Origin of the sequence: Flavobacterium sp. WG21, from assembly GCF_000335775.1 — a bacterium.
Classification (GTDB): domain Bacteria; phylum Bacteroidota; class Bacteroidia; order Flavobacteriales; family Flavobacteriaceae; genus Flavobacterium; species Flavobacterium tructae.
On sequence record NZ_AMYW01000006.1, the window covers coordinates 66,026 to 84,633 of the forward strand.

16 protein-coding genes are annotated in these 18,608 nt (G+C 36.2%); 6 read left to right on the plus strand and 10 right to left on the minus strand.

What is annotated here, in order from left to right; translation table 11 throughout:
* Positions 1 to 52 precede the first annotated feature (52 nt).
* A complete protein-coding gene (locus tag C245_RS0106595) occupies positions 53 to 1,336 on the plus strand; it encodes an HlyD family secretion protein (RefSeq protein ID WP_017495793.1) in 1,284 nt (427 codons plus the stop codon).
* A gap of 368 nt (positions 1,337 to 1,704) precedes the next feature.
* Here the strand turns inward: C245_RS0106595 and C245_RS0106600 are convergent, their stop codons facing one another.
* The 4 genes from C245_RS0106600 to rnpA form a co-directional block, all read right to left on the minus strand.
* Complete coding sequence (locus C245_RS0106600) at positions 1,705 to 2,508, minus strand: OmpA family protein (protein ID WP_017495794.1); 804 nt, start codon at positions 2,506 to 2,508, stop codon at positions 1,705 to 1,707.
* A gap of 4 nt (positions 2,509 to 2,512) precedes the next feature.
* Positions 2,513 to 4,150 (minus strand): S41 family peptidase, encoded by a 1,638-nt coding sequence (locus tag C245_RS0106605; RefSeq protein WP_026109918.1) that lies wholly within the window; start codon positions 4,148 to 4,150, stop codon positions 2,513 to 2,515.
* Entirely contained in the window at positions 4,068 to 4,901 is an 834-nt protein-coding gene (locus tag C245_RS0106610; protein ID WP_232424336.1) for a DUF4349 domain-containing protein, read from the minus strand. Before C245_RS0106610 ends, C245_RS0106605 begins: the two co-directional genes overlap by 83 nt.
* A gap of 158 nt (positions 4,902 to 5,059) precedes the next feature.
* Entirely contained in the window at positions 5,060 to 5,464 is a 405-nt protein-coding gene (gene rnpA / locus C245_RS0106615) for a ribonuclease P protein component (protein ID WP_017495797.1), read from the minus strand.
* Positions 5,465 to 5,589: 125 nt separating this feature from the next.
* Between rnpA and C245_RS0106620 the strand changes: the two genes are divergently transcribed.
* The 3 genes from C245_RS0106620 to C245_RS0106630 all read left to right on the plus strand — a co-directional run bounded on the left by C245_RS0106620 (position 5,590) and on the right by C245_RS0106630 (position 8,215).
* Positions 5,590 to 6,330, plus strand: a complete 741-nt coding sequence (locus C245_RS0106620) for a 1-acyl-sn-glycerol-3-phosphate acyltransferase (protein ID WP_017495798.1) — start codon at positions 5,590 to 5,592, stop codon at positions 6,328 to 6,330.
* A 50-nt stretch (positions 6,331 to 6,380) separates the two neighbouring features.
* Entirely contained in the window at positions 6,381 to 7,373 is a 993-nt protein-coding gene (locus C245_RS0106625) for an acyl-ACP desaturase (protein WP_017495799.1), read from the plus strand.
* A 188-nt stretch (positions 7,374 to 7,561) separates the two neighbouring features.
* On the plus strand, positions 7,562 to 8,215 hold the full coding sequence (locus C245_RS0106630) for an HD domain-containing protein (protein WP_017495800.1): 654 nt from the start codon (positions 7,562 to 7,564) through the stop codon (positions 8,213 to 8,215).
* A 174-nt stretch (positions 8,216 to 8,389) separates the two neighbouring features.
* On the opposite strand, the gene C245_RS0106635 is transcribed toward C245_RS0106630, so the two are convergent.
* From C245_RS0106635 to C245_RS0106655, 6 genes are all read right to left on the minus strand, one after another.
* Positions 8,390 to 9,322 (minus strand): alpha/beta fold hydrolase, encoded by a 933-nt coding sequence (locus C245_RS0106635; protein ID WP_017495801.1) that lies wholly within the window; start codon positions 9,320 to 9,322, stop codon positions 8,390 to 8,392.
* Positions 9,323 to 9,563: 241 nt separating this feature from the next.
* A complete protein-coding gene (locus C245_RS23990) occupies positions 9,564 to 9,686 on the minus strand; it encodes a FeoB-associated Cys-rich membrane protein (protein ID WP_081603518.1) in 123 nt (40 codons plus the stop codon).
* 6 nt (positions 9,687 to 9,692) lie between these two features.
* Positions 9,693 to 11,792: a ferrous iron transport protein B gene (gene feoB / locus C245_RS0106640; RefSeq protein ID WP_017495802.1), complete on the minus strand. Its 2,100-nt coding sequence runs from the start codon at positions 11,790 to 11,792 to the stop codon at positions 9,693 to 9,695.
* Positions 11,792 to 12,031: a FeoA family protein gene (locus tag C245_RS0106645; RefSeq protein ID WP_017495803.1), complete on the minus strand. Its 240-nt coding sequence runs from the start codon at positions 12,029 to 12,031 to the stop codon at positions 11,792 to 11,794. The genes feoB and C245_RS0106645 overlap by 1 nt, the downstream gene beginning before the upstream one ends.
* 146 nt (positions 12,032 to 12,177) lie before the next feature.
* A complete protein-coding gene (locus C245_RS0106650; protein ID WP_017495804.1) occupies positions 12,178 to 12,843 on the minus strand; it encodes an SCO family protein in 666 nt (221 codons plus the stop codon).
* A gap of 132 nt (positions 12,844 to 12,975) precedes the next feature.
* Positions 12,976 to 13,962 carry a DMT family transporter gene (locus C245_RS0106655; protein ID WP_017495805.1) on the minus strand — a complete coding sequence of 329 codons (987 nt, stop codon included), beginning with the start codon at positions 13,960 to 13,962 and terminating at the stop codon, positions 12,976 to 12,978.
* A gap of 201 nt (positions 13,963 to 14,163) precedes the next feature.
* Here C245_RS0106655 and C245_RS0106660 point away from each other — a divergent pair, with 201 nt between their 5' ends.
* Positions 14,164 to 16,224: a M13 family metallopeptidase gene (locus C245_RS0106660; RefSeq protein WP_017495806.1), complete on the plus strand. Its 2,061-nt coding sequence runs from the start codon at positions 14,164 to 14,166 to the stop codon at positions 16,222 to 16,224.
* 273 nt (positions 16,225 to 16,497) lie between these two features.
* Positions 16,498 to 18,558 (plus strand): M13 family metallopeptidase, encoded by a 2,061-nt coding sequence (locus tag C245_RS0106665; protein WP_017495807.1) that lies wholly within the window; start codon positions 16,498 to 16,500, stop codon positions 18,556 to 18,558.
* The last annotated feature ends 50 nt before the right edge of the window (positions 18,559 to 18,608 follow it).

Genomic DNA, 18,608 nt, shown 5'->3' on the forward strand with positions numbered 1-18,608 from the left:
TTTTATAATTAGATTAATTTCTTAAGGGAAAAAATTAAAGTTAAAAAAAAGCATGGAAGAATTGAAAGATGGTTTGAAAGTATACAGCGAGGAAGTAAGGGACGTCTTGACTAATCCGCCTAGTTCAATATTAAGATGGGGAAATTCAATATTGTTGGGTTTTATATTCATTTTGCTAGTAATATCTTGGATAATTAAATATCCAGATATTGTTTCTACCCAAATTGTAATTACAACTAATATTCCTCCTCAAAAAATAGTTGCAAAATCTTCAGGTAAAATTGAAGTTATTTTGGTAAAAGATAGGTCTTTTGTTAATGAGGATACACCCCTGGCGATCATACAAAACTCATCGAATTATAAAGATGTTTATCTACTAGAAAATGAAATAATTAAACATCCGAAGGGTGATTTTTTTGATTTTACTAAATTAGAAAATTTGCAACTAGGTGAAATAGAAAGTTCGTATTCTCTTTTTCAAGCAGCCTATATTGCATATGAATTAAATGCTGATTTAAAACCTTTTCAGATAGAAAGAGAAGCACAAAATGAAGAAAACAGACAAATTTTATTACGTATAAATCTTTTGATTCAGAAGAAGAAGCTTAATGAAAACGAGTTGAAATTACAAAAGAAGGACTTTAATCGATATGAAGAATTATTTAATAAGGGAATTATTTCAGCTCAAGATTTTGATAACAAAAAGCTTGGATATATTCAAGTAGAAAAAGGTTACCGTGACTTGTTGAGCAGCATTTCACAATTAGAATCTTCTTTAAATGATAATTCTAAAAATGGTAAAAGCGCAAAAATTAGTGGCACGAAAGAAGAAGTAAATTTAAAAAACAATAAGATACAAGCCTTTTATCAATTAAAGAAAGTTATTAAGGATTGGGAATTAGCATTTGTACTGAAGTCATCTGTCACAGGGAAAGTGTCTTTCTTGCAAATTTGGACAACAAATCAAACGATTAACTCTGGAGAAACTATTTTTTCAGTAATTCCATTTTTAGAAAAAGGTTATGTAGGGAAATTAAAAGCGCCCGCTCAAAATTCAGGAAAGCTAAAAGTGGGTGAGAAGGTAAATATAAAATTAACAAATTTTCCGGACAATCAATATGGTATTTTAGTAGGGAAAATTAAAAGTATTTCATTAACCCCAGATAAAGATGGTAGTTTGTGGATTGATGTAGCTTTACCTAAAAAATTGGAAACTTCCTATCATAAAATAATTCCTTTCCAACAAGAAATGTCAGGGACTGCTGAAATAATTACTGAAGATTTAAGATTGATAGAAAGATTTTTATATCAATTTAGAACAGTTTTTAAAAGGTGATTTTATAATACTTAAGGTCTTTACTTGCTGTTTTGTAGATAAAGACTTTTTAATTTAGTCAGTTTTGGATTATATTTTTGTTTTTTTAGATAAAAAAAAGCATCTACAAAATATCCTCTTCTATTCATTTTCGTTTTAACTATTTTAAATACGCCTTCAGCGTCAACTTTTAAATGAATAATTTTAGGGTGGTAATATGATATGTTTTAACGATTAGTACTAAAGCATTAATGTTGTAGTATTGCGATAAAATTAATTGTTTTATTATTAGTCATAACATATTTAAATAAGACTATTTACTAGTTATTGTTAGAGTAAAACTTTAGGAAAAAAAGACTTTATGACTTATCAACTTTGTGGAAAACAACCTAAATCTTAGTAATCAAAAATTCAACACGACGATCCAGATTATCACCTTTTCCCAATGGGTATTTATTCCCGCAACCCTGATAAGTCATTCGGTTTTTGGAGATCTTTTTGGAGCTGAGGTAGTAAAAAACAGTTTTGGCACGGTTCCAGGAAAGTCTTCTTTCATTGGTGGCTCTGTCAATTCCGTCGGAGTAGATATCAGGGGTGCAGCAAACATGACCTCTGATTTCGAATTTTAAACCATTTTGTTTTTCTAAAATTGCGGCAACCTTATCTAATTCCTTTTTAGAGTTTGAAGTAAGTTTTGAACTTCCAATATCAAATAAAATATTGTCTAAAAAGATCTTGTCACCAATTTTAAGTTTGTTAGGGAATGAGTTGTAGATTCCTTTACCAAAGCTGTTTTTCTTTACAGCAATTAAGTCAACCCGCCGGTTTCGGGTACGGGTTTCGTGTAAGTTTTCGATAGTGTCAGGCCGAACAACCACACGGCCTTTTCCTTCCAGAATAACAATTTTACCCTGGTTGAAGCCTGCGCGAACCAATAAGTTTTGGATGGTGGCAGCGCGATTGTTAGACAAACGAAAGTTGTATTCGTCGTTTCCGCGATCATCACAATAGCCATATATTTGTACCGACTCAACTTTAGAGGTGTCGATACTTTTAATAAAACGGTTTACAACTTCGGTTTGTTTCGGTGTAAGGTCGAACTTGTCAAATTCGAAATAAATGGTTTCAATAGGTTTTTGCTGTGCCGATAAATTGTAAATAAGAAACAGAAATAGAACTCTGTAAAGCTTCATTTTTTTACATTTTTAAAATCGTTTTATACTCGGTCTGGTTATTTAATACGTTTACTGCTTTTTTAATTTCTGAATTATTTTTAATATAAAATTGATACAAACCTTCCTGATACTGATACCTTTTAATCAGTTCTTCCTGTATCAGGTTTCTGATCTCTTTTTGATTTTTATCCAGCAGAGTGCTTTCGCTTTTTTCAAGAGCTGCCTGTAATTGTTGGTATTCCGTAGCAATAGTTTCATCTATTTTTTCATTTTTGGCTGCAGTCATCATATTTTTCAATGCCACTTCCGATTCCGTGTCAAAACTAATTTTGTTGGTTTTCAGGAACTGCTTAAAACTGCTGTAATCAGCATCTGTTATCGTTGGTGTTTTGTCTCCTAAGTTTGGATTCTTGTAATAGTACGTGGTAGCATAATCAAAGATCCCATCATTTTTTAGCAAGGCCGTTGTAATCGGACTCATTTTGGTTTCGTCCAGTTCGATATCCGGTAAAACACCACCACCATCATAAACCGTTCTTCCTTTTCGGGTTTTAAAAGCATTGAAATTTTTAGCATCCGTTTTTTGAGCCACACCATTTTTGTCTTTATGGGCATAATCCAAAGCCTGAATACAACGTCCGGAAGGCGTGTAATATCGTGAGATTGTCACTTTCAACTGAGTTCCGTAAGTTAAGTCAACAGAGCGCTGCACCAAACCTTTTCCGAAACTGCGGCTTCCCAGAATTACGGCACGGTCTAAATCCTGTAAAGCTCCGGAAACAATTTCTGAGGCTGAAGCACTTCTGCCATTAACTAAAATGGCCAAAGGAATCGCAGTATCAACAGGTTCTTTAGTTGTTTTATAAATGTTGTTGTGTTTTTCGATTCTTGATTTTGTCGTTACAATAACCTCATTCTTCGGAACAAATAAATTACAGATATCAATAGCTTCATTGAGCAAACCACCAGGATTCCCTCTTAAATCAAGTACGATTTGTGTAGCACCGTCCGCTTTAAGTTTTTCAAGTGCGTCTTTCACCTCGTTGGATGCCTTTCTGCTAAAGTGTGCCAGAACAATGTATCCGGTTTTAGCATCGATCTTTCCAAAAAACGGTACCGATTTAATATCGACTTCATCCAAAACGAGTTGAGTGGTGAAGGTTTGCCCTTGTCGGAGATATTTGATGTTGATTTTCGTGTTTTTAGTTCCCTTCATTAATTGCGAAGCATCATCTTTAAAATCGGCGATCAAAACATCACCAATCTGAATGATTTCGTCTCCCGCTTTTAGTCCGGCCTTGTCGGCAGGATAGTTTTTATAAGGTTCACGAACAATTAAACGGTCTTTTTTTCTTGAGATCAAAGCGCCAATCCCGGTATATTCTCCAGTATTGTTGATTTTAAAATTCACCACATCCTGTTCGTTAAAATAAACCGTATAAGGATCCAGACTGCTCAGCATGCTTTTAATGGCTTTGTCCATCAGGTCACCCGGGTTGGTCTCGTCAACATAATTCGTGTTTACGGCTTTAAACAGCGTAGTGAAAATTTCGATTTGTTTGGCAATTTCAAAAAAGTCATCTTTGAAACTGGTTCCGATAAATAAAAACCCTGCAGCAACAGCAGGTATGATGAATTTCTTCTTGAAATAAGGATACATGATTATATTTTTTTCTTTTAAATCTTTTTCTAATAAAGTAGACAAGTACGCAAAATACGATTATAAACGGCCATATACTAATGATCGAAATTAAAAAATCGGACAGGCTGAAAAATCCGGATTGAATAGCAGTCCATATTTTAGAACCATAAGAAATCTTAACGCCTTGTTTTTGAGCTATGGTTTTGAAAAATGATATTGTTACAGTACTTTCTGAAACGCGGCTTTCGAGGTATTTTAGCTGACCTTCTTTGGCTTCAATTTCTTCACGAATAGCTGAAATTTGTTTTTCAATTTCCAATATTTCACTAATCTTAGTAGCTTTTTGTAAAATCTCTAAATAGCGGGCTTCAAGTTTGCGTTTTGTGTTTAATCTTGAAGTTAAGTCAATGTATTGTTCGGTAACATTTTCTGCAGAAATCTCTTTTTGTTCAAAGTACGAAACACCCTTAGAAACCGCATTTATAAAAGAATCAAAGTTTGCACTGGGAACGCGAATCGTTATGGTTCTGTAAATGTTGTCATATTCTTTGCCTTCAGAATCATTCTGAATGGTGGCTTTATTGGCAACAATCGCAGTTTGGATTTGTTTGAAAGTATCCTCTAAATCATTGGTTTCGAATCGAAGTGAGGCCTGCTTAATAATTTTTTGTGATATCTGTGGCGCATCCGGGGCAGCGGGGTCATACTGTGCATCTGACGCTGCAGCGGATTCATTTTTTGGAGGAAGCTTGACGGCGCTAATCATCATATTAGCAGAAGGTTCTTCATTTTTACTGCAACTCGAAAAGCCTAAAAAAAGCAAGAATAAAAAGAAAATATAGCGCATAATATTTCAAATTAAATTTAAAACTACAATTTTTTTATAATTTTTCGTATAATTTGATAAATAAAGTTGTCGTAAACGAATTACAATTCTGTTTTATTTTCAGAATCAGGGGTTTTATTTACCTGTTGAAGGAATTTCTCAAAAAGCTGAATGGTCTTGGTGTTGATCTCGTCATAAGACAGTCTGTCTTTCGTTTGATAAAAAAACATCAATGAGTAGGGCTGTGAAATGTTATCCAAAAGTAAGTGTTTGTTCAGTCGGTACGTTTCTCTTAGAACCCGTTTGAAGTAATTTCGGTCTACGGCCTTTTTGAAGTATTTTTTAGAAACCGAAACGCCAATTTTGATTTTTTCTGGTGAATTTTCTTCTGCCGGAGCATAAACCAAACGCAAAGGATATTTTGAAACCGATTTCCCTTCAGAAAACAGTAAAGTTATTGTGGTTTTGCTCTTTAAGCGTTCATTTTTAGGGTAAGTGAAGTTCATTTAATTCAGAAAAAATTTGCAAATTTTAGGGCAAAGGTACAATTAAACCAGAAAAACGGTTATTGTTTTCAATTTTTATACCGCTAAAAATTTATTTATTACTTTTGGGCATTAATTTTTTAAGCATGCAAAAGATAATTTCGTACCCCATTTCCGTAATTTATTACTTGTGTTTTGGTTTTTGTCTGGCGGTATTTCACCCGATACAATGGCTCTGCCTGAATGTTTTTGGGTATCAGGCACATAAAAAAAGCGTAGATTATCTGAATTTCTTCCTGTTAAGATGTACCAATCTGGTGGGAACAAGGTATACCGTTAGCGGAGTAGAGGGTATACCAAAGGGAGTTCCAATTATTTTTGTTGCGAATCACCAAAGTATGTACGATATCGTGACAATGATTTGGTACTTTAGACGATTTCATTGTAAATTTGTAAGTAAGAAAGAGTTAGGAAGCGGAATCCCGAGTGTGTCTTTTAATTTACGCCATGGAGGATCTGTCTTAATCGACCGAAAAGACCCTAAACAAGCGATTCCGGTAATCAAAGGCTTGTCTGAATATATCGAAAAAAATACCAGAGCAGCTGTAATTTTTCCTGAAGGAACAAGAAGTAAAACAGGAAAACCTAAAGAGTTTGCACAAAGCGGTTTAAAAATCTTATGTAAATATGCGCCGTCTGCTTATGTAGTGCCGGTAAGTATCAATAATTCATGGAAAATGGTTCGTTTTGGAATGTTTCCGGTTGGATTAGGAAATCATTTAACCTTTACAGCACATAAAGCAATGGCCGTAAAAGATTATGATTTTGCCGATTTAATGGCTTTGACAGAAAAAGCAGTGGTAGAAGGAGTAAATGAGTATAAATAGATTTTTGTTTTAGTACAAACGAAAACTTAAATCCCAATCTTAAATAAGTAATGTCTATAAAAAACATTAGATTAGAAGTAATGCAGTTTTTGGAAAAAAACGTGGATAGCTTCGTTGAACAGTATTTAATTCCAGTGGAAAAAATTTGGCAGCCGTCAGACTTTTTGCCTAATTCTGAAGGAGAAAATTTCTTTGAGGAGGTAAAAGAGTTACGTGAAATTGCTAAAGAACTGCCTTATGATTTCTGGGTAACTTTAGTGGGGGATACCATCACTGAAGAAGCTTTGCCAACATATGAGTCATGGTTAATGGATGTAGAAGGAGTCAATCAGGTAGAAAACGGTGGAAATGGCTGGTCGAAATGGATCAGACAATGGACCGGAGAAGAAAACCGCCACGGAGACCTTTTAAATAAATACTTGTATTTGTCCGGTCGTGTAAACATGCGTGAAATCGAAATGACTACTCAGCATTTAATCAACGACGGTTTTGATATTGGAACCGGATCTGATCCGTACAAAAACTTTGTGTACACCAGCTTCCAGGAATTGGCTACTTATGTTTCGCACAACAGAGTGGCACAAATGGCAAAGAAATTTGGGGATAACAAATTGTCTAAAATGTGTAAAATGATTGCAGGTGACGAAATGCGTCACCATCATGCTTACAGCGAGTTTGTTACCCGTATTTTTGCCGTTGATCCAAGTGAAATGATGTTAGCGTTTCAATACATGATGAAACAAAAAATCGTTATGCCGGCGCACTTTTTAAGAGAATCAGGTCAGAAAATAAGCAGTGCTTTTGAGCAGTTTTCAGATTCAGCGCAACGTATAGGGGTTTACACTGCTAACGATTATGTTGATATTATGCAAAAGCTAATCAACAAATGGGAAATTGATAAAATTTCAAATTTGACAGACGAAGCAGAGAAAGCGCGTGATTACCTGATGAAATTACCGGCCCGTATGGCAAGAATTTCTGAAAGACTTGTAATCCCTGCAGAATCTCATATCTTTAAATGGGTTGAGCCTGCCAAATTGTAAAGTACAGATTTCTGATTTTAGAGTTTAGATTTGTGAAACTTTAAGCAGAATAGCTGAAAAACATATTGTTGATTGTTGAGGTTTCAAAACTTTGACAATCAACAATTTTTATTTAAAGTACAAAATACCAGAGTAAATCTGTTTCACCTGCTTGAGGTGTGTGACATTTACCGCAAATTATAAATACTATGAATAACTCCGAACTTATAAATAAAACGATTGCTTTCGTAAAAGAGAAATTAAACGATGCCGAAGGTGGACACGATTGGTTTCATATTGAGCGTGTTTATAAAAATGCACTTTTAATTGCCAAAGGAACTGACTGTGATCTTACTGTAGTGCAATTGGGAGCTTTGCTGCATGATATTGCCGACAGTAAATTCCACAATGGAGATGAGACCATTGGCCCTAAAACAGCTCGTTTATTTCTGGAATCAGAGGAAGTTGCAGAGGAAATAATTCAGCATGTAGTAAACATCATCGAAAACATCTCCTATAAGGGCGGAAATTTTGAAAAGAGGTTTTCTTCTGTAGAATTAGATATCGTTCAGGATGCGGACCGTTTAGACGCAATTGGGGCCATTGGAATAGCAAGAGCATTTAATTATGGCGGATTTAAGAATAGAACGCTCCATGATCCTGCAATTGCACCCATAACTAATATGACAAAAGAGGAATACAAAAAGAACACGGCACCAACGATCAATCATTTTTATGAAAAGCTTTTGCTCCTGAAGGATAAGATGAATACCGAAACCGGTAAACAAATTGCCGCAGAGAGACATCGTTTTATGGAAACATTCCTGGCGCAGTTTTATGCAGAATGGGAGGGGGCTAAGTAAGGGGTTTTTTAGTCTCAGTTTTCAGTTTTTAATAGAGAAGAGGCTTCGACTCCGCTCAGCCTGACACCAGTAGAATGCTAGTGGAATGCTAGTGGAATGTCCCCCTGAGCGGAGTCGAAGGCTTATGGAATCGTAAGTTATTTTTAGCCTAAGTTTCAATTTTTAGGCTCTCGATTATTTTAATACGGCTTTCTGAACAAATGCCTGTACAGCGTTTTTAAATTCTTTGTTCTTCTCATAATATAAAATGTGACCTCCTTTTATAATCTTTACTTCCCGGTTTGGAAATTGAAACAAACGGTAGTGATCCGGGCCAATACTATGATCTTGAGAGCCCGTGATGATAAGAGTAGGTACTTTTATCAGTGAAGTTTGTTTTGTAAAATTGCTTAAGTAAACGGGCATGCTTAGTGCCTGCTGTCCAAAAGAATAGTTTCTTTTAAAACTACTGTCGATACTATCGAGTTTTTCTACGTTCTGTTTGCTGTCAGATAATATCATGTAATCCTTATCTGCTTTTTTAATGCGTTTCTTTGAAGCTATAAAAGTATCGAGTGCCGTTTCATTATTTTTTACCGTTATGTTTTCACCAAGTGTTTTGCCCATAAAATCAATCTGATGCAGCAACGAATCGTTGATATCCAATGTTGCATTCAAAAGAATTAAGCCCTTAACATGTTCAGGGTATTTTTGAGCATATCCGGAAGCTAAGATTCCTCCAAAGGAATGCCCCATGATAAATACTTTTTCGGTATTCAGGGTTTTACGAATGTCTTCAATATCTTCTAACATTCTGTTGAGACTGTAATTGTTATCCGGGGAGGATGCGGAACGGCCACAGCCTCTTTGGTCAAAATAGCAAATAGTTAGTTTATCTTCAAGAACATTTCCTCCCATTTCTTCAAACGATTTACTCCATGCGCCGGGACCACCGTGCAAAAAAATACAGAGATCACCTTTACCGGAAACTTTTAGAAACAAAGGAACTCCATCAGAAGTAACAACGGTACTATCGTTTAGTCTTGCAGGAGTATTGCTTTTCTGGCTGTGTCCATGATATCCGGAACAGATGAGAAAAAGAAAAAGGAAAGAAACTTTCGAACTCATTTTAGAATTTGTTGTTTGAGGTTGAACTTGTTTGGTTTTTTAAAACCTGCTAAAAGTATAATTAAAACCACAAATTAAAAAATTAAAACAGATCCTTTTGATTAGTATTTAATTGATATATAGAGGAGTATGTATTTTTTTTTCCGGCGAGACACACTAAGAAAGCACAAAGCTTCACAAAAGATTTACAATCTCTGTGAAGCTTTGTGTTTATTTTGTGAAGCTTTGTGAAATGATTCACTTATGAACAGCCGCAATTATGATCACCACAGTCTTTTTTCTTTTTAGATTTCCAAAAGAACTTTTTGATGAGGTACCCAACGGCAATGAATAATATGATAAAAGCTATAATTTCCTGTATCATGATCGTTTATTTTAAAAGTTGATACGCTATAAGTGCGACAAAATAAGCAAGACCACTCATCAGGACAAGCTGCATGGCAGGCCATTTCCAGGAATTGGTTTCTTTCTTGGTGATGGCAAGCGTACTGGCACATTGCATGGCAAAAGCATAAAAAAGCAATAAGGATATGCCAGAAGCAAAATTAAAAATCTTATGACCCGTTTCCGGATTGATCTCTTCCTGCATTTTACTTCTTATGGTAGATTCGTTATCTGTATCTCCAACGCTGTATATGGTGGCTAATGTTCCCACGAACACTTCACGTGCGGCAAAGGAACTAATTAGTGCAATTCCGATTTTCCAGTCGTAACCTAAAGGAGAAATAACAGGTTCTATGGCTCTTCCCATCAAACCGATATAAGAGTTTTCCAGTTTTTGCGAAGCGACTTCATTTTCAAACTGAGTTTCATCTATGGTAGTATCTGCAAATCTCTCTTTTACAATAGTCTCGGCCTCATTAAAATCTTTTCCCGGACCGTACGAAGCTAAAAACCACAAGATAACCGATATGGCTAAGATAATTTTACCGGCACCCACTACGAAAGCTTTTGTTTTCTCCACAACATTAATCGCAACGTTTTTGAATAACGGTAATTTATAGCTTGGCATTTCTACCACAAAATAAGTCTTTGAACTAATTTTTAATATTTTGTCCAGGATATAAGAAGCGAGAATTGCGGTTGCAAAACCTAGTAAATACAATAACATCAACGCTAATCCCTGCATGTTTAAGATTCCAAAAAGGCGTTCGTCCGGAATTACCAATGAAATAATGATCGTATAAACAGGCAGTCTGGCAGAGCAGGTAGTAAAAGGAGTGACCAGAATTGTAATCAGTCGTTCTTTCCAGTTTTCGATATTTCGGGTAGCCATAATGGCCGGAATAGCACAGGCCGTTCCTGAAATTAAAGGCACAACACTCTTTCCGGACAAACCAAATTTTCGCATGATTTTATCCATCAAAAAGACCACACGGCTCATATAACCACTCTCTTCTAAAATCGAAATGAACAGAAACAGAAAGGCAATTTGTGGAATAAAAATAATCACACCGCCAATTCCCGGTACAATTCCCTGAGAAAGTAAGTCGGTGAGAATTCCGCTTGGCAGTTCTGCGGCAACCCAGCTGCTTAAGGAAGCAAAAGAGCTGTCTATGAAATCCATAGGAATAGTTGACCAACTGAAAATAGACTGGAAGATCAAAAATAAAATAGCCAGGAAAATGACATAACCCCAAACTTTATGGGTTAAAACACGATCCAGTTTCGCTCTGATATCCTTTGCCATTGAGGCATCTACTTTTAAACCTTCTTTTAAAACATCGTTTATAAACTGATATCGTTTTATCGTTTCTTTTTGCTGTAAGCGTTTTAGCTCCGAATGTGATTTGGTAAAAGTGCTTCTGATCTCATTTCGATCCAGGTTCGAAAAATTCACATCCTGCGTAATTACCAGCCAAAGTTTGTACAATAACTGATTCGGAAAAGCTTCCTGTAGTTTTTCAAAATACGCCTGATCAATAACCGATGCGTTCAGGCAAGGCTCATGCGGAATATTTTTATACGAAACAATTAGTTCTTTCAGTTCTTCGATTCCCAAACCTTTTCGGGAACTTACCAAAGCAATTTTTGTTTTTAGTTTTTCCTCCAGATAAGGAATATCCAAAGTAATACCTTTGCTTTCCATACGGTCTGACATGTTAATGACCAGAATGGTTGGAATTTCAAGATCTTTAATTTGAGTGTAAATCAGTAAATTACGTTTCAGATTTTCGACATCTGTAACCACTACCGCTACATCCGGATATAATTTATCGTTTTTGTTGAGTAACAATTCAATAACCACACTTTCGTCCATAGAACTGGCATTCAGACTATAGGTTCCCGGCAAATCCAGAATGTTGGCTTTGATATTGTGTGGTAATTTACAGAAACCGATTTTTTTCTCAACCGTAATTCCGGGATAATTCCCAACTTGTTGATTTAATCCGGTTAGCTGATTGAAAACAGAAGTTTTTCCGGTATTCGGATTTCCGATAAGGGCGACGTTGATATTTTGAATGCTCATTACAAATTGGTTTTGATAAGTTCTACTTCAATTTCACGAGCAGTTTCAACGCGAATGGCTACATGTGAGCCATTAATGTCTAAATACAAAGGGTCGCCAAAAGGCGCAATTTGCAGTAATTCAACTAAGTTGCCCGGCAAACAACCCATTTCTAGTAGTTTTAGAGGAATAAGATCGATATCAAAATCTTTGATAATGGCTTTTTCGCCTTTTTTCAGAGTGTGGATAGTATTTTGCAAGCTTATTTAGATTGAATTTAGATTGCAAAAATAGGCAATTATTCTTTATTTCAAGGTATTTAACACCTGAGGAAATGCTAAATCTTTCTAAAAATAAGGGATTTTAGACCGATTTTAATGAATTTCGCGATTGTTCTTTTGAGGGATTACTCCTGGCACAGAAAATTAATGTCTTCTAAAAGACGTTTAATTTCTTCCTTATTTGTTCCGTCATAAAAACCACGAACACGTCTTTTTTGATCCACCAAAACAAAATTCTCAGTATGCACCATATCGTAAAGCTGATCAGGACGTCCGAGTTTTACAGCCAGATATGATTTTCGTGCCATCGTATAAATTTCTTTTTTATCGCCCGTAACCAGATTCCATTTACTGTCGACCACACCATGTTTTATGGCGTAGGCTTTAAGTACGGGAATGCTGTCAACCTCAGGAAATACGGTATGAGAAAGCAGCATTACTTTCGGATTGTTTAAAACTGCTTTCTGAACATCCTCCAGATTGGTCGTCATTTTTGGGCAGATTGAACCGCAGGTGGTGAAGAAAAAGTCGGCCACATATATTTTTCCTTCGTAATTCTTCTGGGTAATAGTATCTCCGTTTTGATTCACAAACGAAAAATCGGCAATTGTATGGTATTTGCTTTTATATTGAACCGTGCTGTCTACCAGTTCCGGATTTACATCGGCAGGATTGTAAATAGGTAAAGTTTTTTGCGGTTTTAAAGCCGAGTAAAATAAAGATATTGTAACGGTTGAAAATACAATAAGAACAATAAAGAATTTACGGTATTTGTATAGAAAAGATTTCATAAAAGCAATTTGGGGGCAAAAATACGAAAAGCACTTCTCAAAATCCTAAGAGCGCTTAGTTTTTAACAGGTTATAGGGAGTGAAATAGCGCTTAAAGCCAAAAACATGAGCATGACGCAACGCGCTATGACCTTAAATTATTAATAAACCAAGCCCTGTAAGGGCTAAAGCAGATTGACACCAATAAACAAATTTTTTATTTTTGGTTTTCCGAATGGTCTTGTTTACCAAATACAGTCCCGTTAAGGTTACGATGGTACCAATAGCGATCGCCTGCGTAAGGGTTTCTCCAAAGATGAACGAGCCTAAAATCATCGCAACAATTGGATTGATGTACACATAAATACTACTGATTTCTGTTGGAAGATGCTGAAGCGAATAGATAAATGCGATAAAAGTTAAAACCGACCCAATAAGAACCAAATATACAATAGACCACAAAGAAGGCAGTGGAATTTCGCTTAACGGAATGTTGATACCTGCAGCTTCCGTGATTCCAAAAAGAAAAACACTGGAAATCAGCATTTGCAATCCTAAACTGAAATAGGGGTTAAAACTCGAAGCTTTCTTCTTTGTTTCCAATATGCCAAAAGCCCAGGTTATGGTAGAAGCCGTCATCAGTATAATTCCGAATTGAAAATCAGGTCGGAGAAAATCAGAGATATAGTCCATAAAAATAACACAAACCCCTCCAAAACTGATCAGGATGCCTATCAAAGCCATTTTGGCAATTTTCTGACCGTTAAAGAAGTTAATGATAATAATCCAGATCGGAAATAAAGCACTAATGATCGCTCCAAGTCCGCTGCTCATGTATTTTACACCCCAGGTACTTAAGCCGTTGCTGCATACAAAATTCAAAAAGGACAAAATTAGGATCGTCCGCCACTGTTTGCCTTTTGGCCAGGGCTGTTTTTTCAGAAGAAAATATCCTACATATAAAATTCCGCCTAAAAACTGACGAATGGTGGCCAGCTGTAAAGCAGGCATGTGTTTTACGCCTTCTTTAGAGGCCAGCCAGGTGGTTCCCCAAAAAAAACTTACCCAGCATAAAGCCAAAATCGGTAATCCGATAGCTTCAATTTTTCCTGAAACGGCATTCTGAATTTTTGCTTTCACTTTTATTTAAATTCGGTGTAACAAATATTCGAAAAAGTATTCTAATATAAAGTTAAAAACCGATGATAAAAACATGAAAATATTTCAAAAGATCTATTTTGATGTTATAATAATGGAGTTTTTGCAATTATTTTAAAAAATTTAACATTACGTTCCGGATATTAGGAATACGTTTGTACAACCACCAAAATTTAAATATAAATGAAAAGACAATTTAGCAGACCTTTGTTCTGCGCCCTTTTTTCAGCAGTTTCGTTTACAGCAGTTAATGCTCAGAATGCAACTTCCAAAGAACCAGGTATTAATGTTTCGTACATGAATCCTAAAATCAGTGCCGGTCAGGACTTTTTTCAATATGTAAACGGAACCTGGCTTAGTAAAACTGAAATTCCAAGTGATCGTACTACATGGGGAAGTTTTAATGAATTGATCAAAAAAACAGATAAAGACGCAATGTCTATTCTGAAAGAGGCTTCTAAAAATCCAAAGTACAAATCAGATACCGATCAGGGTAAAGCAGTAAACCTGTTTTCAACGATTTTAGATACAGTTGGAAGAAACAAAGCGGGTATAAAACCATTGCAGCCTTACTTTAAAAAAATTGATGCGATTAAAAACATCGCTGATCTTCAAAAATACCTGACTGAAATCGGACAGGAAGGTAATAGTGTGTTTTTCGGAATTTATATTGGAGCCGATGAGAAAAACAGCTCTAAAAACTCCGTGATGCTTTATCCAAACAGATTAGGATTGCCGGATCAGGATTATTATATCTCTGAAGACAAAGATTCTAAAGAAAAGCGTTCAAAATATGTACTTCATTTGGCGAGAATGATGCAGTTTACTGGCGAATCGCCGGAAAAAGCAAAGCAAAGTGCTGCCGGAATTTTAGCCTTAGAAACACAATTGTCAAAACCGAGACTGAATCGTGTAGAAAGCAGAGACAGTCGTTTGCAATACAATCCAATGACCGTTGCTGAACTTCAAAAATTAACACCTGCCATTAATTGGGATGCTTATCTCTCAAGTCTTGGTTTGGCAAAATTGCAGAGTATAGTAGTGACAGAGCCTAAATACATGAAAGCTTTACAAACTGTTTTTACAGAGAATAAAGTAGCACTGTGGAAAGAATACCTGAAATGGGATTTGCTGAACTCTTATGCAAGTGAGTTGTCAACAGATTTGGAGACCGCTAATTTTGATTTTTACAGCAAGACTTTAAGAGGAGCAATCAAACAATTGCCACGTGAAGAAAAAGCATTGCAGGTGGTAAACTCAAGTGTTGGTGAAGCATTAGGTAAGTTATATGTAGAGAAAGTGTTCCCTGCTGAAGCAAAAGCAAAAGCGGTAGACATGATTCATAACGTAATTCAGGCATACAAAACCCGTATCAATAATTTGAGCTGGATGTCTGCGGCTACAAAGATAAAAGCGATTGAAAAACTGGACAAGCTTACTGTAAAAGTGGGGTATCCGGATAAATGGAAAGACTATTCGGCCCTTGAAATTAAAGGTGTAGCAGAGGGAGGAAGTTATTTTGAAAATACGATAAATCTGTCTAAGTGGAATTTCAAAAAAGGAATCGACAAATTATACAAACCGGTTGATAAAACCGAGTGGGGAATGTCGCCACAGACTGTAAATGCTTATTTCAATCCATCGTACAACGAGATTGTATTCCCGGCAGCAATTTTACAGCCTCCTTTCTACAATTATCAGGCAGACGAAGCAGTTAACTACGGTGGTATTGGAGCGGTTATTGGTCACGAAATCTCTCATGGTTTTGATGATTCAGGAGCACGTTACAATGCCGAAGGAAACCTGGTAGACTGGTGGACACCGGAAGATTTAAAACAATTTACGGCACTTGGTACTGCTTTGGCAGATCAATACAGCGCTTTAGAACCTTTACCGGGTATTCACGTTGATGGTAAATTTACGTTAGGCGAAAATATTGGTGATTTAGGAGGTATTAATGCTGCTTACGATGGTTTGCAGTTGTATTTAAAAGCACACGGTAATCCGGGATTGATTGACGGATTTACTCCGGAGCAACGTTTCTTTATCTCATGGGCAACTGTGTGGAGAACCAAAACGAGAGACGAAGCCCTTAAAAATCAGGTAAAAACAGATCCGCATTCACCTGGAATGTACAGAGCTGTTGTTCCGGTTCAGAACGTAGATGCTTTTTACGATGCTTTCGGAATTAAAAAGGGAGACAAAATGTATGTTGATCCTGATAAAAGAGTAAAAATCTGGTAATAAATAAAACCATAGAAAACGACGCTAAACCAGCGTCGTTTTTGATTTCTGTAAAGTTCTTCTTCTATTTTTTTCTTACGCAGATTTAGGAGATCTTTAATTTTAAGAGTGTACTACAAAAATAAAGGAGTGTAAACCATTTAACTAATCATCGGTATAGAAGCAGGCCGCGGTCTGAAGGCGTTCCCAGAGTCAATTTTATGTGAAAAATTTAACATGACGTTTGGAATAATTAGAATATGTTTGTGTATATACTAAAAACTACAAAGAAAAATGATCAAACAATTACGAAAACCAATGTTTTGCGTTGTTTCTGCAATGGTTACCATTACCACAGTAAACGCACAAAGTGCAAAACCAAAAGAGCCCGGTATCAATCTGTCTAATATGGATACCAAGGTAAGTCCAAAAGAAGACTTCTTTAAATATGTAAACGGGAGCTGGTTGGACAAAACTGAAATTCCTGGTGATAGAAATTCCTGGGGAAGTTTCAATGAACTACGTCAGAAAACGGATAATGATGCACTTGCTATCTTAAAAGAAGCATCAAAAGATCCTAAGTACAAATCCAATACAGATCAGGGTAAAGCGATTGCTTTATTCAATACGATTTTAGATACTGTTGGACGTAATAAAAGAGGAGTTACACCGCTTCAGCCTTTCTTAAAAAAGATCGACGCCATTAAAAATGTAACAGATCTTCAAAACTTCTTTATCGAAATGCAGCCACAAGGTGGTATTGGTTTCTTTGGTGTTTTTGTGGGACCAGATGCAAAAAACAGTAACAAAAACACCGTTAACTTAGGCCCGGGTGGTTTAGGATTATCAGACAAAGATTATTACAACGCTGATGATAAAGATTCAAAAGAAAAACGTGAGAAGTATGAAGTACACGTTGCCAGAATGTTACAGTTCATTGGCGAATCTCCTGCAAAAGCAAAAGAAAGTGCCAAACAAATTCTGGCATTAGAAATCGAATTGTCTGCTCCAAGATTAGACCGTGTAGAGCGCAGAGACCGTAGAAAACAATACAATCCAACAGCAATTGCTGATTTAAAAAAGAACACACCTTCTATTCAATGGGAAAAGTATTTTGCCGGAATTGGAATGACAAAATTGGATAGTGTAAATGTAGCGCAGCCGCGTTATATGATTGCTTTGGAAAAGACATTTTCTGAAAAGAAAGTAGAGGCTTGGAAAGAATATTTAAAATGGTCTTTATTAAACAGAACGGCTTCGACTTTGACTACAGATATCGAAAATGCTAATTTTGATTTCTACGGAAAAACGTTGACAGGTGCTTTAAAACAACGTCCTCGTGAAGAAATGGCGTTACAGGTAATTAATACTGCTAGCGGTGAAGCCTTAGGAAAATTGTATGTAGAGAAATTATTCCCTGCTGAAGCAAAAGACAAAGCAAAGAAAATGATTGCTAATGTAATGTTAGCTTACGAAAACAGAATTAATGCATTGCCTTGGATGTCCCAACAAACCAAAGTAAAAGCAATTGAGAAATTGAAAAAACTAACCATTAAAATCGGATATCCTGATAAATGGAAAGACTATTCAGCTTTAGAGCTTAAAAATGTAGGGGAAGGCGGAACGTATTTTGACAATATGAGAAGTATCTCAAAATGGGCTTATGCTGAGAACCTGGCTAAATTAGGAAAACCGGTTGATAAAACAGAGTGGGGAATGTCTCCGCAAACGGTAAATGCTTACTTCAACCCATCTTACAACGAGATTGTTTTCCCGGCAGCGATCCTTCAACCGCCTTTTTACAATTATCAGGCAGACGAAGCCGTGAATTACGGTGGAATAGGAGCAGTAATCGGACATGAGATTTCTCACGGGTTTGATGACTCAGGAGCACGTTACAATGCTGATGGTAATCTTGTAGACTGGTGGACACCGGAAGATTTAAAACAATTTACAGCTCTTGGAGGAGCTCTTGCAGCGCAATACAGCGCTTTAGAGCCTTTACCTGGAATTCACGTTGACGGTAAATTTACTTTAGGTGAAAATATTGGTGATTTAGGTGGAATAAATGCAGCTTATGATGGATTGCAATTGTATTTGAAAGCCAATGGAAATCCGGGATTAATTGACGGATTTACGCCAGAGCAGCGTTTCTTTATTTCATGGGCTACGGTATGGAGAACGAAATCAAGAGATGAGGCTATAAAAAGCCAGGTTAAAACAGATCCGCATTCACCTGGAATGTACAGAGCTGTAGTGCCAATTCAAAATGTTGATGCTTTTTACAAGGCTTTCGATATTAAAAAAGGAGACAAAATGTACATTGATCCTGATAAAAGAGTTAAAATCTGGTAACAGAAAAACCATAAAAAACGGCGCTAATTTTAGCGCCGTTTTTGTTTTTG